Genomic DNA, 23,704 nt, shown 5'->3' on the forward strand with positions numbered 1-23,704 from the left:
CTTTTATGAAAAATTCAATCCTTCTCTTTTTATTCGTTTTAATAACGATACCCGCTAGTGCACAAACCAATACACATCAATTATCAAGTCACATTTTAGATATTTCCAAAGGTGTGCCGGTCGCCAATGTGACGATAAAACTCGAACAAATGAACGAAAAAACTGCAACATGGTTTTTTGTTGATGAGAAAAAAACAGACAAAAATGGCAGAATCACCGACTTTCTGAGTACCGAAAAAAACAATAATGGCATCTACAAACTAACGTACTTTACGAGTGCGTATTTTAAAGAAAACAACATAGAAAGTTTCTATCCCTTTATCGAAGTGGTTTTTCAAATCAAAGACAAAACCCATTACCATGTTCCCATCACGCTATCTGCATTTGGTTATGCCACCTATAGAGGAAACTAAGTAAGTAACAAACGGAGAGGCAGTAGCGAAAAGAGTAGTCCTCTCCATTTTTTTCCGTCAACGGTTGCCGCTACAATGCAGCTGGTTATTGATACCTAACCACTTTGCCATAGGCAATTATTCGGAGGCTTTACAAGTCAAAAGCATGATGCTGCAAACTTTTTTTTACATCTTTTTACCATACCGAAGGTGATACAATACTTTGTACAATTCGCCCATCCAGAGAATCGAAGAGGCTAAGGCAGCAAACACCAAAAACTCTATAAACGAAATCGGATTAAAATGAAATAATTCTGCAAAAAACGGAATTTCTATAATCATCACTTGAATCGTGATTGAAATAATTAAACCAATGTTCACCCATTTATTGGAAAATAAACCAATCGTAAAAGCCGAATGACGGATGGACCGCATGTTGAACATGTTGAACAATTGACAAAATGCAATAACCACAAAAGCGGCCGTTCTAGCCTTTTCAATTCCCTCCGGTAAATAGTAGTTAAAAACACTCAATGTCAATGTTGCCATCAAAACAGCATTAATCAATAAAAAAGGAATGACGCTTTTGTTTAAGATTTTTTCTTTGGGATTCATGGGAGCTTGTTCCAATTCATCGCCATGTCCTTTCTCTGTGGCCATCGTCGTTGTACAAGTGCCGTCGGTAACCAAGTTCAACCATAGGATTTGTGTAGCAGTTAACGGAATAGGCAAGCCCATAAAGATGGCCGACAATAAGGTAACTACCTCCGAAAAGTTGGTGGTGAGTAAAAAGAAACTGGTTTGTCTTACGTTATTAAAAACTACCCGCCCCTCTTGAATCGCTTTTACGATGGTAGAAAAATTATCGTCTGCTAGCACAACTTGAGCAGCATCACGGGCCACATCTGTTCCCATAATTCCCATGGCCACGCCTACGTCGGCTTTTTTGAGAGCAGGAGCATCGTTCACACCATCGCCGGTCATGGCAATCAATTCGCCTTTCGCTTGCAGTGTCGTGGCAATTCGCAACTTCATCTGTGGGGTTAGCCGGGCAAAAACACGGGTTTCCATGATGGCTTTCTCAAACTCTTTCTCATCCAATTGTTGGAGTTGGGTTTCGGTCAGACCCAAGTAGGAAGAATGATCATTCTCCGAAATAATGTGCGTGGCTTTTGCAATGGCAATGCCGGTGTTGATGTGGTCTCCTGTTGCCATAATCACCCTAATTCCGGCTTTGTGACAAGCATCAACTGCCTCTTTTACATCCGGACGCGGTGGGTCAATCATTCCGGCGATGCCTAAAAAAGTAAGGGCGTTTACATCCTGCTCTTTAAGTTGATCGTGGCTCGTCACCGTTTCTTTTTTGGCCAAAGCAATCACCCGCATGGCATCACCGGACCACTGCTCAATCTGTTTTCGCATTTCCTCCTTGACCGATTCTTCAAAATGAACGATCGTATTTTTATACGCCACGGAGGTGCAATGATCCAGAATTCTCTCCGGAGCACCAATGACAAAAATTTCTTTGTGAGCTCCATTTTGAATCAATGTAGCACGCATTTTTAGCGTAGCACTAAAAGGCAAATCGTCTACTTTAACGCAATGCGTTTGCTTTTTGGGAAACACTCCTCCTTTTCTGGCCAACGCCAACAAAGCTCCTTCGGTAGGGTCACCTACTAACTGATAGGTGTCACTTTCGGTATCGTGACGGATATCACTATTATTGCTAAAAGCCGCCACCCGCAGCAATGCTTGCAAAGTGGGCTGGTTTTCTATTTCGGTTATGTTTCCCTCACGGTGAAAATTACCAATGGGAGACCATCCTTCGCCACTGATTTCCCACGGCGTCTCTCCGGACACCATGACTTTTCTAACAGTTAAAGTATTTTGAGTCAGTGTGCCGGTTTTGTCTGTAATAATGGTTGTTACGGCTCCCAATGTTTCTGTGGCACTAAACTCGCGAACAATAGCATTTTGCTTGCTCATATTGTGGGCTCCGATAGCCAGAACAATGGCAAGTACCGCCGGAAGTCCTTCCGGTATGGAAGAAACCAAGGCAGCAATGGCAATCATTAATGTTTCGTCCAAACTCTGCTTTCGGATAAAGTACGCCACCGTAAACAAGGTCAACGCACTAATTAGCGCAATAAACCCCATTTGTCTCGCGAGCTCGTTGGTTTTCTTTTGAAAATTTGTCAACCCATGTTTAATGGAATCGAGCGAATGGGCAATTTCTCCCAACGCAGTTTTCATTCCGGTTCCGGTTACTATCGCTCTACCGTATCCGCCGGAAATAAAGGTTCCTTTGTATACTGTATTTTTCCGATCTGCCAGAGGTAGCTCTTCCGGCAGGTCGATTGCCAGTTTATTAACCGGTAATGATTCTCCGGTAAGCGGTGCTTCAATGGCTCTAAGGTTTTTGGCTAAAAAAAGACGGGCATCTGCCGGAATACTATCGCCTTCCTCCAAAATAATAATATCCCCCGGGACTAATTCTGCTGCCGCAACGGTTTTTTTTACGCCGTCGCGAATGACTTTGGCCGAAGTTTTAAGGTATGATTTTAAAGAGGCTACTGCTTTTTCGGCTTTCCATTCTTGTAGAAATCCAATAAACGTATTAATCAGTATAACGGCTACTATTAAATAAGCATCCACTTCATGACCTGTGAACAGCGAAATAACAGCCGCAAGAAAAAGAATAAGAATGAGGGTGCTCTTGAACTGTTTCAAAAAAAGCATCCACCACGCTCGTCCACCGGTTTCCTGAATTTCATTTTTCCCATATTCTTGTTGCCTTTTGGGAATGTCACTTTCAGAAAGCCCTCCCCTTTCAGTGGTTTGATAAAATTCAAATAATTCTAGTGCAGTTTTTTGATAGGCTTTCATTAGTCATAGTTTACAAGCGTAAGTTACTGATTTTATATGGTTTAGAAAATGACTTTTGTCATAATTGAAGGAAGAACACACTTTATTTTGATTCTCATTACATCAAAGACATTGACAGGATAAATCTTTCTTCCCAAAAATGACACATTATTCAGACCTAAACCTTTTTACGTTCACCTGAAAAGAATAACATAAAAACAACATTGGTATAACTATTTTACAATAACTTTATTCATTAAAAACAACCCGATAAATTACACTAATAAGTCTTAAATTTATTCACAATGACTATTGAAAAATTGATTGCCGAATTAGATGAAATATTACAAAGGATCATTGAAAACGAGTCAAAAATTGATAAAACAATCGCTAATATCCATCCAACGCATCGATTGAGTGCAAAAAACTTGTATCGCTATTTGTTACTGAGAAGTTTTGATTTGCGAAAATACCACGACAGTCTATCTGATTTTGGTGTTTCATCACTAGCTACTTCCGAAGGATATGTTTACAGTAACTTATACAACGTGATTAAAAATTTAAAATTAATACACGGGGTTCCGGTTGAAGAAAAGTCTGCGATTGAAATTATCGGTCACAAAAAAAGTAAACTTATCATTAAAAAAAATGCACTTCAATTATTTAAGGCAGTAAACAAAAATCATTTTATAGACATCATGGTTACACTGCCGAATGAAGCAGCCACCGACAAATCGATTATCGAAAAAATGGTGCAAAGCGGTATGGAAATTGCCCGTATTAACTTAAGTCACGGCGATAGTGCTATATGGAGCAAAATGGTTCAGTATATTCATGAAATAAACCGCGAAACCAAGCGTGAAATTATTATTTACATGGACTTGTCCGGTCCCAAACTGCGCACAGCCCCCATAGAAATTCGCAAAAAGAAAGGAAAAAGCAAATGCTACATTACACTTCAGGAGGGCGAACATATTATCTTGACCAAAAAAGATACAAAAGGCAAAACATCAAAATTTGGAAAAAATAATGAGCAACGCAAAAAAGCGGAAATCGGTGTACAACTCCCACAAATAATCGACGATGTGCAAATTGGTCATCGCGTATTTTTTGATGACGGCATGATTGAATCAATCGCTATTTCAAAAACAGACGAAGCGGTTGAGTTAGTAATTACGCGATGCTACAAGTCAAAACTAGCCTCTGAAAAAGGAATTAACTTACCTGATACAAAACTAAACCTTCCTGCATTAACAGAACGCGATATTGAAAACTTACCCTTCGTTTGCAAATATGCGGATATTGTTGGGTATTCATTTGTGAGAACCGCCGAAGATGTAAACTTTTTATATGAACAATTGCAATTGAATCATGCAACTGATATCGGTGTTGTTTTTAAAATTGAGAACAAAGAAGCCTTTGAAAATCTGCCTTTTATCCTTTTGGAAGGGATGAAAAGACCCACAATTGGGGTAATGGTAGCCCGAGGTGATTTGGCTGTGGAAATTGGCTTTGAAAGAAGTTCAGAAGTACAAAATGAAATACTTTGGATTTGCGAAGCAGCCCATATTCCGGTCATATGGGCAACACAAGTGCTGGAAAATCTTGCTAAAACGGGAATACCTACGCGAGCAGAAATTAGTGATGTAGTGCAAGGTGTGCAAGCAGAATGCATCATGCTCAATAAAGGTCCGTACATCAATGACGCAATTGTTTTATTAAAAAATATTTTGGTGCGAATGGAGGCCCATTCCTTCAAGAAAAAAAATTCATTACGGGCACTTAACATCGCAAAAAACGCATTGGATCAATTGATGAAAAACGAGGTAGATTCTTAAAGAGCGTGCTTCATAGTTCCTGTTGATTTCAAAAATTTCGTGGGTCAAACAAACAACACTCACATCAAAACAAACCGCGAATCGGGTCCTGTTGAATGTTGATTAATTTTGGATCAAACTTAAATTTGTCGTGTAATAACGTCGCATACACACTTCTAAAATCGATTTCGTGTATCAAATCTCCTTTGTCCAATTGACTTAAATTAGGATTGCTTCCCATTATTTTCCCTTTGTTGTTTCCGCCAATAATAAATACAGGGCCGGCTGTACCATGGTCGGTACCGGAACCGTTTTCTTTTACTCGCCGTCCAAATTCAGAAAAAATTACCGTGGTAACGCGGCTCAATAGATGATTTTCTTTTAAATCTTTATAAAATGAATAGACGGCATCGTTCATTATCGTCAGTTGTTTTTGGTGCGAAAGCAACTGATTATTATGCGTATCAAAGCCATTAAGGGCGGTGTAATACACCTTTGAATTTAGATTTCCTTTAATCAATTTCGCAATCCATTCTAAATTTTTCGACAACGGATTGTTGGCATAGGAAGCACTGAACCGTTGCGAATGTTGAAGTGCTTTGTTAATTTCGTCCATTCCTTCCAAGGAGGCAAATTGTAACTTTCTAACAAAGTCCAATTGCGGATTATCCGAGAGCATAAGTTCATTGCCGGATGTAGCATAATTTTTTATTCTATTTAAATCTTTAACCGTCATTCCGTTTGCGTTTGCTGCCTTTAAGGCTAAATTATCAACAGTATCGATGTTAAGCGACGGAAGTATTTCATCTTGACATTGAATGTCTAAAAATCGACCAAGCCAGCCATAATCTATATACTCATTGGTGCTGGAAGCCGTTTGCCAGATTTCCTGACTTCTAAAGTGCGAACGGTTGGGTTCCGGATATCCAACATTCTGCAAAACAGTAAGCTGTCCTTCTTGCAAAATAGTAGCCAAGTCCTTCAAGGCCGGATGAAATCCCATTCCGTTGATGGTACTGGTCACTTTTTCTTTTGAAATTCCCAACGTTGGACGGTTAAAATAATACAACGGATTATCAAAAGGAATAAAGGTATTCAAACCATCGTTGCCACCATTCAATTGAATAAAAACCAACACGTTTTCGGTAGCAGCACGATGAGCCGTCCACAAATGCTGTGCTGTTAAAAAGTGCGGCAAAAGCAACATCCCGCCTGTTCCGGTTGCTGTTAATTGAATAAATTTTCTGCGATGCATAACCATTAGATTAATTGAAATTCAGGACTTTTTGCTAAGTATTGGTAAACGCTCAAAATGCTTTTGTCTGCATTTTCAGCAGTTGGATCAAAATCATAGTTCAATATTTGACTGAGTGCTGCTTGTATTTCTTCATTCGATTCAAAAACCATTCGATTGGTTAATGCTGTACAAATTGACTGTGCGTTTTTTCTATCGTGAATCGTTAAATTAGGCGTGAAACTGATGGTACCCACATTAAATTTCTCCAATCGTTTGTTGAGTATTTTTTCATACTTTTTATTGCCTGAAATTATAAAATCAATCAACTGATTGCGATCGGCATAAATTTGCGATGTCAGCCAATTTTGTCCGCCTTTCCAGCCTTTCACGTTGGGCTGATCATAAATGTCCATCGATTGATTTTTTAGAAAAAAAGCCATGAACTTGTAATTGGGTTGTATTTGCAGATCTTTGAATACTTGAATGAGATACACCAACGGATTTTTAATTTGATTACCTCCCGAACTTTTTGCACATTCATCTGTGAAAAGTTGGTTAAAAAAAGGTTGCAATTCAAATTGGTTGTTTTTCAAAATAGCACCATATTTAGCGACTAACTCTTTACTGGGGTTGTCATAGAAAAACCATTTCAATGCCTTTTCCGCTATCAAATAAGGTGTGTTTTTTTGTTCAAAAATAATATCAATGACATCGTCAATAGTAAAATTACCGGTTTTTCCCATGAATGTCTTTTGCGAATTGTCTTTCAAAAACGGACGGTACTGCCCTTTCTCATTGCCAAAAGAAAGTCCGGCCAAAGACAATGCAGCATTTTTTATGTCATTCTCAGTATAATTTCCCTCACCCAGCGTAAATAATTCCAACAATTCTCTCCCTAAATTTTCATTTATTTTGTCCTTTCTGTTTTGTTGGTTATCCAAGTACTTGATCATGGCATTCGAATACACCATTTCTTTCACCAATGTTTTATAATTGCCTAATGCATGCGCATGGATTGTTTCATAGTGCTTAAAAATCCAATACGGCACATTTACAGATTGCAGCGTACAAACAAAATGGTTTTGAAAAAATAAATTAATTTTTTCTCGCAACGGAAATGCTGATTCATAACATCGTTGCACCACCAAAGCCTTCCATTCAATGCTGTTTTGTATCGTTTTTTTGATAAACAATTCTCTTTCGCGTTCGCCTTGTTCCGCCATTTTTTTTAACGCTTGAAAATCCTTCAGGCTTCTCGGTCCCTCTGAAACAAAATCAGGCATCGGCAAAATAGGTTTGGCATTGAGCTGTTGGGCAATGTATACGGAAATCCCTTTGGTTTTGATGGCTTCCGCTTCTGAGGTTGAAAACCCTAATCGCAAAGCATTTAAATGATTAATTTCCATAGCAAAATAATGAGATAACAATTAGACATCAAAAACAAAAAAAAGTTTAATTGTAAAGGAAAGAGCCATCGCTAAATGGAGAACAAATGAAGTAGTGAAAAAACTTAATTATAAATTTAAAACAGAAAAAACCTAGCCTTAGAAAGGGCGGTACTACCCAAAATGTCCGCCAATGTAATGCTGGGTAAGTTCATTTTTTGGATTATTAAAAATAGTATGACACGTATCGTATTCAATTAATTCACCCAAATACATAAAGGCCACTTTATCCGATATTCGTTGGGCCTGCTGCATATTGTGTGTAACAATAATAATTGTAAAATCTTTCTTTAACCGCAAAATTAAGTCCTCTATTTTTTTTGTGCTGATGGGGTCCAAAGCAGAACAAGGTTCATCCATCAAGATCACTTCCGGACGCAAAACAACCGTTCTGGCAATGCACAAGCGTTGTTGCTGACCGCCTGATAACTTAACAGCCGGTTTTTTTAATTCGTCTTTTACCTCATCCCAAAGAAAACTTTCTTTTAACGCTTTTTCTATTAAATCGGGGATTTCTTGTTTCGGATAATTGTGAATATGCAAAGCATAGGAAAGATTTTCATAAATACTTTTTGGCAACGGGTTCGGCTTTTGAAAAACCATCCCGATCCTTTTTCGGATATCGGTTACTGAATTTTTTTTGGCATACAAATCCAAATCATCCAAGTATAAATTCCCGTCAATTTTAGCATCGGGCGACAAATCATGCATCCGATTAAAACTGCGGAGCAAAGTTGATTTTCCACAACCGGATGGACCGATGAGTGAGGTGACTTGGTTTTCTTGAAATTCAATATTGATGTTTTTTAGAATTTGCTTTTTACCAAAAGAAAGGTTGAGATTTTCTGCTCGTAGTTTAATCGTATTCATAGTTAATCCTGTGTTCTGTTTTTAAAACGCACATAAAAGGCAACGCTATTTAATGTAAAAACCAAAAGTATCAAAATGGTGGCAGTGCCATAGGCCAGCGGCCGCACTTGTTCTATTTCGTTGTGTTGGGTAGAAAGCATATACAAATGATAAGGTAGTGCCATAAATTCCTGACTGGCAGAAGCACTTATACCATTGATATAAAAAGCCACGCCGGTAAACAAGATGGGTGCCGTTTCTCCTGCTGCTCTCGAAAGGGTTAAAATAACACCGGTTAATATGCCCGGCAATGCTTTGGGTAGCACTACATCTTTAATGGTTTCAAATTGTGTAACCCCTAAGGCTAAAGTCGCCTCTCGCAGACTGTTCGGGATTCGCTTCAAAGCCTCCTCTGTTGTGGTAATGATATAGGGTAACGAGAGCAAGCCCAAAGTAAGACCGGCGGATAAAATTGAGGTTCCCAATTGCAGTGCTTGAACAAACAAGGCTAAACCAAATAATCCATAGATGATGGACGGTATCCCTGCTAAGTTTCGAATGGAAGCTCTGATTATATTGGTAAGAAGGGATGGTTTTGCATATTCGTTAAGGTAAACAGCACACGCTACTCCAAAGGGTACCGCGAATAAAGTGGTAATAAAAGTAAGGAGTACCGTACCAATGATAGCCGGAAATATTCCGCCCTGAGTCATACCATTCGTGGGATAGGAAGTGATAAAGCCCAACGATATACTGGAAAACCCTTTTGAAAAAATATCCCATAAAATAACCCCCAATATCAAAACAACCAGCAATGTGCTGCCGCAAAGCACCAACCAATTGACTGTATTAAGTAACTTTTTCATAAGTGCTACGAATGAAATTTACGCAAGCGATTAGCAAAATATTCCCCGGTAAAATTGACCACCAGTGTGATCAAAAACAAAAACGCTGCAATGGCAAACAAGGCATAATAATGGGTGGTTTGATAAGGCACTTCACCCATTTCAATGGCGATGGTCGCCGTAATTGTTCGCACTGAATCTAAAAATCCTTCCGGAATGGCGGCAGCATTTCCGGTGGCCATCAGTACGGTCATGGTTTCGCCCAACGCTCTTCCCAAACCCAACATAACGGCAGCAATTAATCCGGGAGAAGCGGCAGGAATTGTGACCCTAAACAATGTCTCCCATTGATTAGCCCCTAAAGCAAGTGAGGCTTCCCGATGCGATTTGGGCACTGCATTAATGGCATCCTCACTAATTGTAACAATGGTGGGAAGAGCCATGACCGCTAAAAGAATGGCTCCATTAAGTGCATTTAGTCCGTTTTGAATACCAAAAATCGAAGCCAATCCGGGCCCTACCAAAACAATACCCAAAAAACCGATGGCTACTGAGGGTATGGCTGCTAACATTTCAATAATGGGTTTCAAAATCATTTGCACTTTTCTGGGGGCCAATTCTGATAAATAAGCGGCAGTAAAAATGCCCAATGGAACAGCAATAATCATCGAGCCTACTGCCACTAAAAATGTACTGACCAATAACGGTAGAAAGCTATATTTTGTATCGGGATCCCATTGCGAACCGGTGAAGAAATCAACCGGTGAAACATCTAAAAAAAACAAGACACTATTGGAAAAAAGCATCAGAAAAATGCCTCCTAATAAAGTGATTGTTAATAACCCTGTGCTTTTAAAAAGGAATTTGTTCAATCGGTCTATTTGTTCTCTTCTACTGGCATCCATGGTTATTTATTCAAGGGGTAATACCCGGATTGTTGGATGATTTTTGCCCCGGTTTCTGATTTTTCAAAATCCAAAAATGGCTTAATCTTTTGGTAATCCTTTTTTCGGTAGTATTGATACAAAGGACGTTGAAAAAAATAGTGTCCCGAAGCAATGGCATCCACATCCAAGGGCGAAAAAGCATTACCGTCTTCATGAAAAACGGGTAAGATTTTTAAACCCGCTGCGTTGCCATTTAACACATACCCGGCACTCACATACCCAAATCCTGAGTTATCAACCTTTAGGGCTTCGATAATTTGGGCATTGCCATTCATTTGCATTGCGTGAGGAGAAAATTGTATGCCCAAAATGGACTTCACATAATCATGTGTGCCCGAATTACTTTGTCGTCCATAAATCGTAATCGGTTGATTGAGCGGAATGATGGACGACCAATTCTGATGATTGCCGTTCAAAATATTGGTGATTGTTTTCGTGCTGATCGAATCAATTGGTAACTTGTCCGAAACAACAAAGGCAATGGCATCTTGTGCAAACACAAAAGAATCGATTGCTATTTTTTTACGCTCAAAAAGAGCTCTTTCAGCATATTTAATACTCCTGGAAGAATTAGCTATATCGGCATTTCCGTTCAACAATGAGGCGATTCCCAAACCGGACCCGCCACCGGAAACAGAAACCAAAAGCGATGTGTTTTCAAGATGATAGCGTTCCGCAAGCAAAACAGCAAGATTTACCTCTGTATCAGAACCTTTAATTTTAATGGTATGGTTGTCGTTATAACAAGACGACAGTAAGAAAAAAAGTACTAAAAAAAGAAAAGATTTCATACTCAAAAATACGCTTCTCTGTGAAGTTTGATTTACTTTTCTACGTTATTTTATTGTGTGTTTTAGGTTATGTTTTGGTTACATTAAATTGTTTTTACTTCTCCCAACTTGCAGGGTTGAAAAACAATACCACCAAAAATTCTAGCCTAACAATTGAATAAAATCTGGTTTTATAATACCCCCTTGCTCCATTCATAGTAAGGCAATCGTCTCCTGGTTATTGCCAAAAAAAGCCAAGCAGCTTCGCAACCGACGAAATTACGGTAGAATCTAAAAAGATAGTACACTTGACAACCGAGAATTTTCTGAGCGGAAAATATTTTTATCCCCAAATTAAAATCAATGAATGAGATTGCACGAAAATTTTTATATTTGAAATTCCAAAAAACAAATTTCTACCAGTCATCGGTAGAAAAACCCCTTTTCTTTTTTTATTGTAATGCATCAAAAATTAATGAGTAAAAACTAGTTCAATTAAATCATGAAAAAAATCATTTGTTTTACCCTGTTGTTATCATTCTCTTTGCTAAATGCGCAAGGAAACTCACAGTTGAAAGTTACGGAAAGTGCCGTTTTTAAAGATGAAATTTCCGTAGACATGAGTGTGTTAGCGATGCACACGACCAGCAGCGGCAAAACCGGCTTGCTAAGGGCCAATAAGAACGACTTTCTGGTGGATGTTTTTGACAAACAATTGACCAAGATTTTTTCAAAAGTAGTGGAGAGCAATAAAAAAGAAAGTTTTGACGGTTACGTTAGTTATGGCGACGAAATAAAATACATTACGGTGTTATCACCCAGTAAAAGGGAACGAATTGTGTACTGCAACACCTTTAACATCGAAAACAAAACCCACAGTAAAAAAGAACTTTTTAAAGCCGATGTGGAAAAAGGCGGATTGTTTACCGGCAGAAACAAACGAGGAACCAATGTCGCAATTTCTCCCAACGGAAAATACATTGCCATTGCCACAGACAATATTAAAAAGAATTTAAATTCGTATAAAGTGCATGTTTTTGATTCAGAGACATTGCGTTTGGTTTTTGAAAAATCATACCAAGAAGATGCCGATAATTATTTTGAACCTAACGATTTGTTTATTGATAACAATGCTACTGTTTATCCTTTGGGCAAGTTATTTTTTAGTGGAAAATCACAGAAAAAAGAAGGCAATGCCAATTATGAATTTGTGCTCAATAAACTTTCCAAAGACACCTACGAAAGTCTAAAAATAAGCTTGGAAAAAGAACTGCTCATCTCTTCGCTTGCGATTAATTACTATGAAAACAAGTTAAATTTAGTTGGTTTTTATTCCAACGAAAGAGCAGGAAACATAAAAGGGGGTTGTAACTTTGAGATAAATACCGCTACTTTTTCGGTGATTTCAACAAAGAATTCTGTTTTACCAAAAGATGTATACGACGATTTATACGGCGATGCCAAAGCAGAACGAAACGACAAAAAGAAAAAAGAACTCAGATCGTTTTACGTAGATTATATCATTAGAGACGACAACGGAAATACGTTCTTGCTTGCAGAAGAGTTCTTTATTACCCAAACGTATGTAGCGACCGGAATGAATGGTGGCGGCTATTGGACAGACAACTACCATTATGATGACATTTTAATTCTAAAATTTGATAAAACGGGAGCAATAAACTGGGGAAGAAGTATTTTTAAAAGAGCAAATTCACCGTCGTACAACGCCTTTTTAAAAGATGATAAACTGCACGTACTTTTAAATTCAGGTAAAAATTTAACGGAGAAACAAGACGGCAGAACTAAGGTTTCAAAAGGTTGGTTTGAATCAAGTGCATTGTATGATTTTACCTATTCCGTGAATGGAGAGGTAGAATACAATAAAATTCAAGACAATAAAGGAAATAACTTTTATGTGCCTTTCTTTGGTACATTTAATAACAACATTTTTATTATGATGAGTGACGGGGTGCGAAAAAAACAATTCATGATCTTGGAATAGTTACCCAAACCCTCGAAGGGTTTTAAACCCTTCGAGGGTTAAAAAAAAACACGCACCACGCTCCGCGAAGTCCTCCATTCCACAACCCGCCGCGGCGGGCGCAAAAAAACGGTGCTACGAAACAAATGAATGGTTACAACTAAATGAAGTTTAACGTTTGTCTTTTTCTTTCCCCCACCCGCCGCCGCGGGTGGAAAAAAAAACCGTGCACAAAACAGATGAATACTATTGACTTGAACTACTAGGATAAAAACAAACTCAAAATGACCTAGTGGAAATACTAAATACAGTACGGGATTTGAATCAGTGGTCCGGATTAGGCCTAACGCTATTTTTTTATAGTACCATCCTCCATTAGAATAATACGATCCGTGCGTTTGGCAAAATCTTCATCATGTGTTACTATAAGTAGAGACAGATGTTGTTTGTCACATAATTCTCTAAAGATGGTAAAAACATTATCGGCATTATTGCTATCCAGATTTCCTGTAGGTTCGTCACCCATGATGATGGAAGGATTGTTGATTAATGCTCTCGCGATCGCCACACGCTGCTTTTCACCACCGGAAACTTGCGAGGCTTTCTTGAGTGCTAAATGGTCAATTTTTAAAAGCTTAAGTTTATCATAAGCGTCTTTTTCTATTGCTTCCAATGTTTTTTCGCCCAGTTTTTTGGCGGGAAGCATGATGTTTTCGAGCACTGTAAAGTCGGCTAACAGATAATGAAACTGAAAGACAAAACCAATGTGCTTGTTTCTAATGTAAGATAACTTTTCACCGGATTGACCACTGATGACTTCGTTGTTTAACAACAAACGGCCTTCATATTCGGTATCCATGGTAGATAGAATATAGAGTAAGGTAGATTTACCACAACCCGATTTACCCATGATAGAAACAAACTCTCCTTTTTCAATTGTAAAGTTAATGTCTTTTAAAACCTGAAAACGGGTGGGCTTTTCAAAATACTTATTAATGTTTTGTGCTTCTAAAACGATGCTCATTTTATTGTCCTCTTATGATTTTTACGGGATCTATTTTCTTCGCCTTTTGAGCTGGTAAATAGCCTGCAAAAAAGGTTGATACTAATGCGAATACTATTCCAATTCCATAAAACCAGGGATTGAAATTAATGGGATAGGTTTTAACCGTAGGCAACGCTTCTGTTTCAAACGGAATGGTGCTGATGAAATGCGATAACCCAAATCCTAGCAGCAAGCCTAAAACACCTCCCACAAAACCAATAATCATGGCCTGACTCATAAATATCATTTGCACATCTTTTCCTGAAAAGCCGATTGCTTTTAAGATGGCAATGTCATTCATCTTTTCATAAATCAGCATGTTCAAGATGTTGTAGATGCCAAAACCCGCTACGATTAACAAAGTAATGGAAACCGCATAGGTAATTAAATTCCTAACCGTAGTTCCTGTTTCAAACTGAGCATTTGCGGTGTTGAAGTCGATGGCTTTGAGTTCAAACTGATGTTCTATTTTCTTAGCCATTGGAAAAGCCAATTCAACATCATTCAACTTTACATTGATATCCGTAATATAGTTAGCCGCTTCCCCTAAAATGCGTTGTACTGTTTTAAGATTCGAAAAACTTTGAATGGCATCTAAATCAGAAATACCGCTTTGATAGAGACCTACAATCCGTAACGGAAAGACATCTCCCTTAATCGTGCTGATTTGTATTCTGTCGCCAACATGAACCGACATCTTTTTGGCAACACCCACACCCAACAGAATTCCGTTTTCGTTATTGTTTAACGCTTCTGCCGAACCTTCTATGATATAATCTTTTAAATGAAACAATTTAGCCTCTTCTAGAGCATGAATCCCTGTTAAGTTTCCTGCAATCTCAATAGAGCCGGCGATGTAAAAGATTTGGGCTTTAATTTGCGGAACAGCACCTTTTACATGTACATCTTCATTCAAATAGTTTAGTAAAGGCAAAGCATTGTGGATTTTCTTCTGACTTAATTTGGGTTTAATAGAATGAATAATAGGAGTACTGTTAGCGAGTTGATCGTATAAGGCGATGGGTTGTTCTTTAGTAGGTTCTATCTCATTATAGATATGTATATGAGGGGTTTGGTTCATCATCAAATTGTCTAACATCGTATTTAATCCGGTCATGAAACTGACAAGCGTGATGTAGGCCCCAATACCAAACGTTACGCCAAGAGCCGCAACCGAAGTCTGTTTAATCTTCGTCACTAAATGTGTTTTTGCAATCGTTAAAATAACGGGCCAGTTAATCATTCTTCTGTTTTATAAAGTAGTGTTTTTTCCGTAATCCCGGATAGCACTTCAATGTACTCCATGTTTCGCATGCCTGTTTTAATAGTCACTAAGCCAGCGTCTGTTTTTACTTGATTATCATCCAGTAAATACGCTAAGGGAATCGTTAATACGTTGTCTCGTTTCCCAATAACTATATTTGCCTCCCCTGAAAGTCCGGGATACAAAACGTTGGGTGGGGTTTCAAAGAGGGCTTCAACCATAAAGGTTTGGTTACGTTCATCTTTTTTGGGTAATATTTTTGTCACTTTGGCCGTAAACACTTCTCCTTTGTAGGCATCTAAACTGATGATTACCTGCTGACCAATAATGACTTTTACAATATCTACCTCATCCACCAGCATTTCTATAACAAACTGATTGGCACTTCCGAGGGTAGCGATGGGTGTTGCCGTATTAATTAGTTCGCCTAAGCTTTTATTGATGGCATAAACTTTTCCTGTGATACTGCTTTTTATCGTATAATCTTTAGTCGCTACTAAGGTGGTAGTATAATTATTCTTAGCTTGCTTCACGTTGATGTATAATTCATTCTTAGTACGGTTTAATTTACTTTGCAGCGTAGTCAAATTGTTTTTGGATAAGTCGTAGTTCAGTTTTTTGGTGTCGTATTCTATTTTTGACCCTATTCTTTGGTCCCACAAATTCTTTTGTCTGAAAAAATTAATAGAATCATTCTTATAGTTCAAAAGGGCGGCATTGATTTCGTCCTCAATACTTTGGAGTACGGTAACACCGCCACTATAATTATCAGTAGCTAAGTCTAAGGCAAGTTTTGCATTTTGTACATTCAATTCAGGTGCCGTGTTGGTTACCTTAAACAAGGCTTGGTTTTTAGTCACTAATTGACCTTCTTCCACAAAGGTTTTTTCTAGAATGCCCGATATAATGGCATATACCTGATACAAACTATCCGGTTGTATGATAACCGAACTGTAAATCGATTCGGTCATGTTAATGCGCTGGGGCGTGATGTGTTCCGCTTGTTTACAAGAAGACACAAACAGACTGAATAAAAGAAATAGCATTAATTTTTGCATGGCGATTTACATTAAATAAACCATAAAGGTAGGCAGATTAAAAAAACAATAAAATGATTAAAGTCATATAAAAAGAGAATGAGAACCCAATTGTTTTCATTCGTTCGAAAGATTGCAAATTCGCATAGTTATAAATTAACAGTTCCTACCTATTTTTAGGTCTATAACTAAACCTCCGTACCACAATAAAAAAAAGACCGAAGTAAAAAAAAGGGGGTCGGTGGTAGGCTACTGATTTTGTTTGCCTAAGCCTGAAGGGTGAAAAAAAGGTGTTGCAAAACAAATGAATACAGACAAATAAATGATATTCACTACTGAAATACATTCTGATTTTGCTCCTACCTAGGTAGGTCGGGGTAACAATATCAGAAGAAAAAACTGTGCAATACAACAAAGAATTAGTGCTTACTATACACTTTTGCCTCCACCCTTCGCTCCTGCTCCACAATATCCTTCGAAGTGAAGGTCTGACCGAAATTCTGAACAAATAGTTTGTCTACCGCTACCTAGGACTTTAGTTTCGCATTGAGGTGATTAATTCAAGCCTCGGTCAACCGTTCATTAATCGCAGCGTTCCCCGAACGGTCGATAAATCCGGAAATTTCAACTTTCATTATGGGTTTTCCCCCTACAACAACAAAAAAAGCAACAAACAAACCGAGATTAGGAAAACTATCGCTCAGACTTTGCTGCAAAAAACACCTTGCTACTTGATTTTTAACCCTCCTCCGCCAACTTGTTTGCAAAACGATGACTCTTGACAAAAGGAGTCGCGACTTATTTTTGGTATTTTAGCATCTACGGCGGCAGTAGAACGTAAACCGACTGAAAAACTGCTGTTCACCTTGAATTGGCTAAAATAGTTCTGCTCGACATATACAACCGTAAAACGGTAGAGTCAAGTGAAACAAACACAACAGTTGTTATTCGGGAATAAATTGTATCTTTAGACTGTTATTTTTCTTTCCTAAGATTAAAAAACACAAAGTAAAGACCCGAACCCGTTTAAAAAAACGGGACGTATTTTGAAAAGCTTGAAGCGAAAGGAACCAATAAAATAACCAAAAAATAAACACGCACGGGTCGATTCCTATTTAGTTCAGTTATACTTTAGTTGATTTATTCTGTTTTTTATTGGTCGAGTATCCTAAATCGATTCCTAACAAAGACAGCGGATTCGTGCAAGAAAAACAAGATAACCTAGTGCATAATAAAGTCGGTAATAAGTCAAAAAAAAAACTCTTGCCGTGCGAAAAACATACTAACAATTAAAAAAAAACATGCGATGGAAATTAATTATTTAAGTGTAGCACAAATTATTGTCGGCCTGTCCGTATTCTATGTCTGGGTTTTTAGGTTGGATAATGTAGTCAAAGAGTTCAAGCAGTTTGGCTTAAGTGACGTAACACGCAATGTTGTAGGAGCCGCTAAAATGGCACTGGCAACCTTGTTGATAGCCGGCATTTGGCATCCCTCTTTAGTACAAATTCCAGCTATCATAATGGGTTTGTTTATGATTGCTGCTCAGTATTTTCATTTTTCGGTTAAAAACACATTTATCAAACATCTCCCCTCAATCATTCTTTTGATGCTTTCGGCAATCATAGCAATAGGAGCAACGCAATCCTTCTAAAATGACGCTACTTACCCTCTGTGTACTATTTTCGAGCATAGCATTCTATGCTTATGTAATCTCCTATTTTATATCGCCCCATATGAAAAACGAATTCAAACGGTTTAATTTAGAAAAATTGGGACTGCTCACCATAATCCTTGAGTTTATAGGGGCAACAGGATTACTAATAGGGTTGCACTATAACCTGATTCTAATCGTAGCGTCTTTAGGAATTACGCTGCTCATGTTGTGTGGTGTGCTTGTGAGAATAAAATTAAAAGACAGTATTTGGGTTTCTTTACCTGCCCTATTTTTTATGCTCTTGAATCTGTATATTTTCTTGGTGGCAATTAATTATTTGTAGGGAAATAGGAAGGCGTTTGAAACCCTTGTGGATGAAAAAAAGTTATAGGTTACAATTAAATTTGAGAAAACGCTCATGATGACTTCAAACAATATCGCTCAACTACTCTACCGTAAATTTCTTTCGGATACGACCAAAGAAAAGTGCGAACGGGTAATTTTGACAATCGCTATAGTGAGTTTTATTGTTCACTTACTCCTTATCGGATTAGTTAATTTTGGAATTATTCCAATCAATGAACCATCAAACTTGCTAAAAAATCCTATCGCAGCAATCTATACCCCTTTTTCTTTTATATTGGTCTATGAGGTGTATTTATTGATTTTTTACTTACCAAAATCAACGTCGATTTATGTTTCAAAGCAATATGAAATTATTACGCTTATCGTTTTTAGACGCTTGTTCAAAGACCTGTCTGAATTAAATTTAACCGCCAATTGGTTTAATAATAAGTATGATTTACAGTTTACTTTCGATTTGATAACAGCACTTATCTTGTTCTACCTCATTTATTTATTTCATATTCACCGTTCAAAAATTATAGTCACAAGTACGCTCACGCCACAAACCGTTGACAGTACCGCGAAATTTATCAGGATAAAAAAGTGGATTGCCATTCTATTAGTACCAATATTAGTGTTCGTCTCTGTTTATTCGCTTTTTAATTGGAGCGTAGGCATTTTTCAACCCGCTGCAATAGCCGGTCTATCTTTTAAAAACATCAATACCATTTTCTTTGAACAGTTTTTTACTATTCTTATTATAACCGATGTCTTCTTGCTGCTATTTTCTTTTTTTCATACCGACGATTTTCATAAGGTGATACGAAATTCCGGATTTATTATTTCAACCATTTTACTCCGAATCTCCTTTTCTGTGGACGGTATAATTAATAATTTATTAATCCTTGCCGCAGTTGTATTTGGTCTTCTCGTTATTGTGATACACAACCAATTTGAAAAGCATTTGGCCGCTGAAGAAACCAAAAAGAGGAGTGAACCCTCGAAGGGTTTCAAACCCTTCGAGGATTAAACTAGTTTTTCGTATAAACTTTAATTTCTACCCGCCGTTCCTCCGCCACAATATCGTCCGACGCAAAGGTCTGACCGAAATTCTGAACAAATAGTTTCTCTACCGCCACATAAGGCGTTAATTTTGCACAAAGATGATTGATTCGAGCCTCCGTCAACCGTTTATTAATCGCAGCGTTCCCTGAACTGTCGGTAAATCCGGAAATTTCAACTTTCACTACGGATTTTCCCGCTACAGCAGCAAACAAAGCAGCAAACAAACCGGGATTAGGCTCGCGTTGTCCTATCTTATAGTAGGCGGTCAGGGTAGTCGTATCGATAACCGGAGTAGCTTTTTCATCACTTTCCTTATACTGGTAGACCGTATCCGTTTTTGTCTTTTGTTTTGCTTGCAATAGCTTTTGTAATGTCACTATCGAATCTTTTTTTACTTGCAGTTGTTGTTCCATCGCAGCATTCGTGTCGCTTACCACAACAACAGGAACACGCACTGGGGGCAGTGGCTCAGGCACTACCGCTTCCGTTTTTGCCTCATCCGGTACTTGCTTATCGGAAGTGGTGGATGCGCTTTTTGTCGTTTTAGATACCACCACCGGAACCATTCTATCCACATAAATCCGCTCCGTTTGCACTGTAGGTTGGGGTGGTGTTTTCAATTGCTGTTCCAAGGCTTGTATCGTGCCATCTTGCGCTTCGAGTTGTTGCCGCATCGCCGCAACGGTGTCCTTTTCATTTGAAACATTGACTACAGGAGCTGCCTTTTCAACTGTAACGGTCTCCTTGATTACCTGAGGTGCGGGCTTCAGTTCCATCTGACGCTTCACAACAGCTAGTGAATCAGTTGTACTGATAACTGTTTGTGGTTGTAGCACATCCTTTTTTTGTTCCACTTGACTCAAAGCCACCACGGGAACCACCTCATCAACCACAACGGTCTTCGTTTTTTGGGCAGTTGTTGGCTTCACTTCCTCTTGACGCTTTAACACGGGTAGTGAATCGTGGGCGGACTGTACTTCTTTTGAAACTGCCATATTTTCTTCGTGTGGGTTAAACGTACCCACAAGAAACTCGCTGGTCTTTGCCTCGGATGCTTTTTCCGCGTTTACAGTTGTGTTGCGCAAAATACCCTTGTCGAGTTCTAACGGTATACTGTCCCGTTGAAAAAAAGTCGAATACCGGGTTGATCCCGAAAGGGTATCATTCGGCCTACCAAAATAAGTACTATCCAACTGCGTGTGTAATTCTTTTAAAAAGTCGGAGACCACCAAAAGCGTTGCCAAGTCTTCTTGATGCAAAAGGCTGTCTGTTGTCGTGCTGTATGCCAAGGCCTCTCCCGTAACCGCTTTGCTGGTTGTATTACTTAAAACAAGCTTGGTGGAGTCGGCCACTAGGGCATCCGTTTTACTGTTTACTGTATCCACATACAAGTTGATGTAGTTGGGTTGTTGGGTCGTGCAAGCACCAATCAAAAAGACAGTGAAGAGCCCAACACCCAGTCGAATTAATTTTTTATTCCCATCCATACGTTTAGTTCAAATGCCAAGCCCACGGTGGGGATTAGCGTTATTTTGTCAAAATCTTGATTTCCTTTTTCTCCTAAGATAAGTACTCCGGCATTAAGACGGACTACCTTAAATATCCGAAACCCTAGTCCGGCATAAACAGGCAGGTTAACACCCGGTGTTACAAATTCATTCCCCAAGTTGTCTACCACGGGTTTCAATAAAATTCCGGCAGAAAAACCAAAAGAATCTAATAAGCGTGATTGCGATGCCAATCGACTTCTACTACTAAACGGAATGGTTAAACCAACTCCGGGTGTAAAATCAACGTTATTCACCGAAGTTTCGTTCACGTTAACCGATTTATCCCACGCGTACATTCCAAAATTCACCGGCAACGAAAAAGGTTCTCTGTCCGTTTTTACCGATTTCACCGTTACTTTTCTGTAATGTTGTACCACTTCACTATTTATAAAAGGGGCCAGTTCCGACAACACCAAACCAACTAAATGATCTATTTTTTCGGTGATTAAACCGTTGGCAATTTCATCTTTTTCAACACGGGTGCCTTTTTTAAAGAACCGACTGAATTTAAAATCCCCCTGGTTATTTAGTTCCTGTAAAACCAATGATGATGGAGCTTGAACCGGGATCAAGTTTTTTGATTCGTGGTAATACAACGACTGCTTCACCAACTGCTGCAACTGCTCATACACTTTTTTGGGTTTATTCACTTGCACATTTTTGCCATCGTAGTACAGGTTGCTTTCCAATAAAAAACGAACGCGATTCTCCACATTTTGCAGTAACTCTTGTTTTTGAGCTTGCGATAATAGCGTGTAGGTTATAATTTCAAAATCATATTTTGTATTCGATCGCAATACGGCGGGGACCACGATATTGAATTTCTCTGAGTCATTTTTTTCAATCCTGTTCCACTCATACGAATGTAAACTGTATTTTTTTCCTTCATAGGCGATGTTCACCTTCACAAACTCAATCTCGTTGCCGGCTTCACCAACAATACTAAAAGGTTCATCATAAGGAATTTGCGGATTGTTTAAAAAACTTCCCGATTCAAAGTCGATGCGTACCACACGCTCTTGAGCAAATGCCGTCAAATGAAGCAGGAACAAGGCGGTAAGTAATGTAATTTTTTTCATTTTATTTTTCTTTATTATGTGTTTTTGTTTGCTTTAGCAATAGCCTGATTAGTTTCCAAAGTCACCAAGAGCACACCCAACTTATCATTAAATCCCATAATCGGACTCATGATGGTCACAGTGTTGGCTTCGCGTTGCACTGTCGTTTTAGACAAACCAAGTAAGGTAGTATCCTCAACCGATGTCCCTTCAAACTTTTTATCAGAGGAAAGCAGTATTACTTTGTCAGTAGTAGTAATGACTTGGACCAAGTTTGCCCCGGATTGTTGCACAAAAACGGTAAGCAATTGATTCAAATTCTCTGTATTGTTTCGCAATAACTCACTACGCACCGACCATGAAAAAACTTCCGTGGCAAAGGTGATTTGTTCAATACGTAAGCTATCGATTTGGCGTGCATGAGCAGTCACCAATGCTGATTTTTCTTGCTCAAATTGTTTTCGCTCCGAGCTGTTTTGAAGGGTTAACCCTATGAAAACTACTGCTGAACAAACTACTAAAAATAAGGAGAGCTTGTTGTTCTTCATTAGGTTTACAACTTGATTTCCAGCGGTCTCTTTCACAGGTTCTGCATCATTGGGCTGCAATGGCCGTTCTTGTTGTTCATTTTTTTTGTTTAAATCCATGGGATATAATTTTAAATAATATTATTATTTTTGCGTATTGTACACCTATAACCGGCGATAAACCATTTAGTACTCCAAACAATACGACGCAATGGGACGATAAAATTTCATCTGTTCATTACAAAATGAGTCTGCTACTACAAGCGAATCAACCAAAGAGAAAGTAGTCTCTCAATACGGTCAGAATTGACCAAAAAAACAAAGTAGAAATGCATAGACCGCGAATTGAAAGTACCGTGGTCAATTTTTGCCCCCGAAGAGGCATGAAACGATCTTGGCTCGCAGGAATCACGTTCGCTCAGCTCTAAATCGGTGTTTTTGTAGGTAACAAAACTTTCTAACCTTTTTTACACCGTAAAAGTACTCCTATTAGTGCCCGTTGGAGTTACATGTTTTTCCGTTTTTATTACATGATTCACACAAAAGGACGGATTGAGACCAGCAAAATAAAGGACTCCACTACTTTTCTTTCTGAGTGAATCAAACAAAATCAGGAGAGAAAATTGTTTTGTTTTTTTCTCTCCCCAACCCGCCGCTGCGGGCGAAAAAAAACCATGCTCAAAACAAATGAACGCTTACAATTAAATGAAAATCACTACTGAAATACACGCTGATTTTGCTCCTGCCTAGGCAGGCCGGGGCAACAAAATCAGGAGGAAAAGCTGTCTTGTTTTTTTCTTTCCCCGACCCGCCGCGGCGGGTGGAAAAAAACCGTACTCAAAACAAATGAAAGCTTACAAATAAATGAAAATCACTACTGAAATACACGCTGATTGTCTTGTCCTAAAATAGGTTTACACAAAAGTGTAACTTATGAAATCAAATCAAAAACTATTTACAACACAAACTAGACATTTATTTTCTGAAGAATATCGGAGAATGATTTGT

Annotated in this window: 19 protein-coding genes; 6 read left to right on the forward strand and 13 right to left on the reverse strand. The window is 38.5% G+C overall.

Annotated features, from left to right (window positions below; translation table 11 throughout):
* Nucleotides 1–5: 5 nt before the first annotated feature.
* Entirely contained in the window at nt 6–413 is a 408-nt protein-coding gene (gene uraH, locus B0I10_RS09730) for a hydroxyisourate hydrolase (protein WP_112086311.1), read from the forward strand.
* Between the two features lie 165 nt (nt 414–578).
* Here uraH and B0I10_RS09735 read toward each other — a convergent pair whose 3' ends face one another.
* The gene (locus B0I10_RS09735; RefSeq protein ID WP_112086312.1) at nt 579–3,278 is read right to left on the reverse strand and encodes a cation-translocating P-type ATPase; all 2,700 of its coding nucleotides are present in this window, start codon (nt 3,276–3,278) and stop codon (nt 579–581) included.
* Nucleotides 3,279–3,562: 284 nt separating this feature from the next.
* On the opposite strand from B0I10_RS09735, the gene B0I10_RS09740 reads away from it, so the two are divergent.
* Nucleotides 3,563–5,095, forward strand: coding sequence for a pyruvate kinase (locus B0I10_RS09740; RefSeq protein WP_112086313.1), 1,533 nt, complete (start codon nt 3,563–3,565; stop codon nt 5,093–5,095).
* 64 nt (nt 5,096–5,159) lie between these two features.
* Here the strand turns inward: B0I10_RS09740 and B0I10_RS09745 are convergent, their stop codons facing one another.
* From B0I10_RS09745 to B0I10_RS09770, 6 genes are all read right to left on the reverse strand, one after another.
* Nucleotides 5,160–6,329, reverse strand: a complete 1,170-nt coding sequence (locus B0I10_RS09745) for a DUF1501 domain-containing protein (RefSeq protein ID WP_112086338.1) — start codon at nt 6,327–6,329, stop codon at nt 5,160–5,162.
* Nucleotides 6,330–6,334: 5 nt separating this feature from the next.
* Nucleotides 6,335–7,717: a DUF1800 domain-containing protein gene (locus tag B0I10_RS09750; RefSeq protein ID WP_112086314.1), complete on the reverse strand. Its 1,383-nt coding sequence runs from the start codon at nt 7,715–7,717 to the stop codon at nt 6,335–6,337.
* A 153-nt stretch (nt 7,718–7,870) separates the two neighbouring features.
* Complete coding sequence (pstB, locus tag B0I10_RS09755; protein WP_112086315.1) at nt 7,871–8,626, reverse strand: phosphate ABC transporter ATP-binding protein PstB; 756 nt, start codon at nt 8,624–8,626, stop codon at nt 7,871–7,873.
* 2 nt (nt 8,627–8,628) lie between these two features.
* Nucleotides 8,629–9,471, reverse strand: a complete 843-nt coding sequence (gene pstA / locus B0I10_RS09760) for a phosphate ABC transporter permease PstA (RefSeq protein ID WP_112086316.1) — start codon at nt 9,469–9,471, stop codon at nt 8,629–8,631.
* Nucleotides 9,472–9,476: 5 nt separating this feature from the next.
* Complete coding sequence (gene pstC, locus B0I10_RS09765; RefSeq protein ID WP_112086317.1) at nt 9,477–10,355, reverse strand: phosphate ABC transporter permease subunit PstC; 879 nt, start codon at nt 10,353–10,355, stop codon at nt 9,477–9,479.
* 2 nt (nt 10,356–10,357) lie between these two features.
* Nucleotides 10,358–11,188, reverse strand: a complete 831-nt coding sequence (locus B0I10_RS09770) for a PstS family phosphate ABC transporter substrate-binding protein (protein WP_112086318.1) — start codon at nt 11,186–11,188, stop codon at nt 10,358–10,360.
* Nucleotides 11,189–11,669: 481 nt separating this feature from the next.
* Here B0I10_RS09770 and B0I10_RS09775 point away from each other — a divergent pair, with 481 nt between their 5' ends.
* A complete protein-coding gene (locus B0I10_RS09775) occupies nt 11,670–13,169 on the forward strand; it encodes a hypothetical protein (protein ID WP_146740336.1) in 1,500 nt (499 codons plus the stop codon).
* Between the two features lie 328 nt (nt 13,170–13,497).
* On the opposite strand, the gene B0I10_RS09780 is transcribed toward B0I10_RS09775, so the two are convergent.
* The 3 genes from B0I10_RS09780 to B0I10_RS09790 are packed head-to-tail and all read right to left on the reverse strand — an operon-like array spanning nt 13,498 to nt 16,515.
* Nucleotides 13,498–14,172: an ABC transporter ATP-binding protein gene (locus B0I10_RS09780; RefSeq protein ID WP_112086320.1), complete on the reverse strand. Its 675-nt coding sequence runs from the start codon at nt 14,170–14,172 to the stop codon at nt 13,498–13,500.
* Between the two features lies 1 nt (nt 14,173).
* Entirely contained in the window at nt 14,174–15,436 is a 1,263-nt protein-coding gene (locus tag B0I10_RS09785) for an ABC transporter permease (RefSeq protein WP_112086321.1), read from the reverse strand.
* Nucleotides 15,433–16,515 carry an efflux RND transporter periplasmic adaptor subunit gene (locus B0I10_RS09790; RefSeq protein ID WP_112086322.1) on the reverse strand — a complete coding sequence of 361 codons (1,083 nt, stop codon included), beginning with the start codon at nt 16,513–16,515 and terminating at the stop codon, nt 15,433–15,435. The genes B0I10_RS09785 and B0I10_RS09790 overlap by 4 nt, the downstream gene beginning before the upstream one ends.
* A 1,285-nt stretch (nt 16,516–17,800) precedes the next feature.
* Here B0I10_RS09790 and B0I10_RS09795 point away from each other — a divergent pair.
* The 3 genes from B0I10_RS09795 (at nt 17,801) to B0I10_RS09805 (ending at nt 19,526) form a co-directional block, all read left to right on the forward strand.
* Complete coding sequence (locus tag B0I10_RS09795; protein WP_245942973.1) at nt 17,801–18,148, forward strand: DoxX family protein; 348 nt, start codon at nt 17,801–17,803, stop codon at nt 18,146–18,148.
* Nucleotide 18,149: 1 nt separating this feature from the next.
* Complete coding sequence (locus B0I10_RS15910; RefSeq protein ID WP_112086323.1) at nt 18,150–18,494, forward strand: DoxX family protein; 345 nt, start codon at nt 18,150–18,152, stop codon at nt 18,492–18,494.
* 75 nt (nt 18,495–18,569) lie between these two features.
* The gene (locus tag B0I10_RS09805; RefSeq protein ID WP_112086324.1) at nt 18,570–19,526 is read left to right on the forward strand and encodes a hypothetical protein; all 957 of its coding nucleotides are present in this window, start codon (nt 18,570–18,572) and stop codon (nt 19,524–19,526) included.
* A 1-nt stretch (nt 19,527) separates the two neighbouring features.
* On the opposite strand, the gene B0I10_RS09810 is transcribed toward B0I10_RS09805, so the two are convergent.
* The 3 genes from B0I10_RS09810 to B0I10_RS09820 are packed head-to-tail and all read right to left on the reverse strand — an operon-like array spanning nt 19,528 to nt 22,816.
* The gene (locus B0I10_RS09810; protein WP_112086325.1) at nt 19,528–21,048 is read right to left on the reverse strand and encodes an OmpA family protein; all 1,521 of its coding nucleotides are present in this window, start codon (nt 21,046–21,048) and stop codon (nt 19,528–19,530) included.
* Nucleotides 21,027–22,190, reverse strand: coding sequence for a hypothetical protein (locus B0I10_RS09815; protein WP_146740337.1), 1,164 nt, complete (start codon nt 22,188–22,190; stop codon nt 21,027–21,029). The genes B0I10_RS09810 and B0I10_RS09815 overlap by 22 nt, the downstream gene beginning before the upstream one ends.
* A gap of 14 nt (nt 22,191–22,204) precedes the next feature.
* Nucleotides 22,205–22,816, reverse strand: a complete 612-nt coding sequence (locus tag B0I10_RS09820) for a hypothetical protein (RefSeq protein ID WP_112086327.1) — start codon at nt 22,814–22,816, stop codon at nt 22,205–22,207.
* Nucleotides 22,817–23,704 lie beyond the last annotated feature (888 nt).

The organism is Flavobacterium lacus (assembly GCF_003268815.1).
Lineage (GTDB): Bacteria > Bacteroidota > Bacteroidia > Flavobacteriales > Flavobacteriaceae > Flavobacterium > Flavobacterium lacus.

Bases quoted from the DNA above. Each gene is read 5' to 3' on its own strand.
- uraH (WP_112086311.1), top strand. From the start codon at position 6: ATGAAAAATTCAATCCTTCTCTTTTTATTCGTTTTAATAACGATACCC.
- B0I10_RS09735 (WP_112086312.1), bottom strand. From the start codon at position 3,278: ATGAAAGCCTATCAAAAAACTGCACTAGAATTATTTGAATTTTATCAA.
- B0I10_RS09740 (WP_112086313.1), top strand. From the start codon at position 3,563: ATGACTATTGAAAAATTGATTGCCGAATTAGATGAAATATTACAAAGG.
- B0I10_RS09745 (WP_112086338.1), bottom strand. From the start codon at position 6,329: ATGCATCGCAGAAAATTTATTCAATTAACAGCAACCGGAACAGGCGGG.
- B0I10_RS09750 (WP_112086314.1), bottom strand. From the start codon at position 7,717: ATGGAAATTAATCATTTAAATGCTTTGCGATTAGGGTTTTCAACCTCA.
- pstB (WP_112086315.1), bottom strand. From the start codon at position 8,626: ATGAATACGATTAAACTACGAGCAGAAAATCTCAACCTTTCTTTTGGT.
- pstA (WP_112086316.1), bottom strand. From the start codon at position 9,471: ATGAAAAAGTTACTTAATACAGTCAATTGGTTGGTGCTTTGCGGCAGC.
- pstC (WP_112086317.1), bottom strand. From the start codon at position 10,355: ATGGATGCCAGTAGAAGAGAACAAATAGACCGATTGAACAAATTCCTT.
- B0I10_RS09770 (WP_112086318.1), bottom strand. From the start codon at position 11,188: ATGAAATCTTTTCTTTTTTTAGTACTTTTTTTCTTACTGTCGTCTTGT.
- B0I10_RS09775 (WP_146740336.1), top strand. From the start codon at position 11,670: ATGAAAAAAATCATTTGTTTTACCCTGTTGTTATCATTCTCTTTGCTA.
- B0I10_RS09780 (WP_112086320.1), bottom strand. From the start codon at position 14,172: ATGAGCATCGTTTTAGAAGCACAAAACATTAATAAGTATTTTGAAAAG.
- B0I10_RS09785 (WP_112086321.1), bottom strand. From the start codon at position 15,436: ATGATTAACTGGCCCGTTATTTTAACGATTGCAAAAACACATTTAGTG.
- B0I10_RS09790 (WP_112086322.1), bottom strand. From the start codon at position 16,515: ATGCAAAAATTAATGCTATTTCTTTTATTCAGTCTGTTTGTGTCTTCT.
- B0I10_RS09795 (WP_245942973.1), top strand. From the start codon at position 17,801: ATGGAAATTAATTATTTAAGTGTAGCACAAATTATTGTCGGCCTGTCC.
- B0I10_RS15910 (WP_112086323.1), top strand. From the start codon at position 18,150: ATGACGCTACTTACCCTCTGTGTACTATTTTCGAGCATAGCATTCTAT.
- B0I10_RS09805 (WP_112086324.1), top strand. From the start codon at position 18,570: ATGATGACTTCAAACAATATCGCTCAACTACTCTACCGTAAATTTCTT.
- B0I10_RS09810 (WP_112086325.1), bottom strand. From the start codon at position 21,048: ATGGATGGGAATAAAAAATTAATTCGACTGGGTGTTGGGCTCTTCACT.
- B0I10_RS09815 (WP_146740337.1), bottom strand. From the start codon at position 22,190: ATGAAAAAAATTACATTACTTACCGCCTTGTTCCTGCTTCATTTGACG.
- B0I10_RS09820 (WP_112086327.1), bottom strand. From the start codon at position 22,816: ATGGATTTAAACAAAAAAAATGAACAACAAGAACGGCCATTGCAGCCC.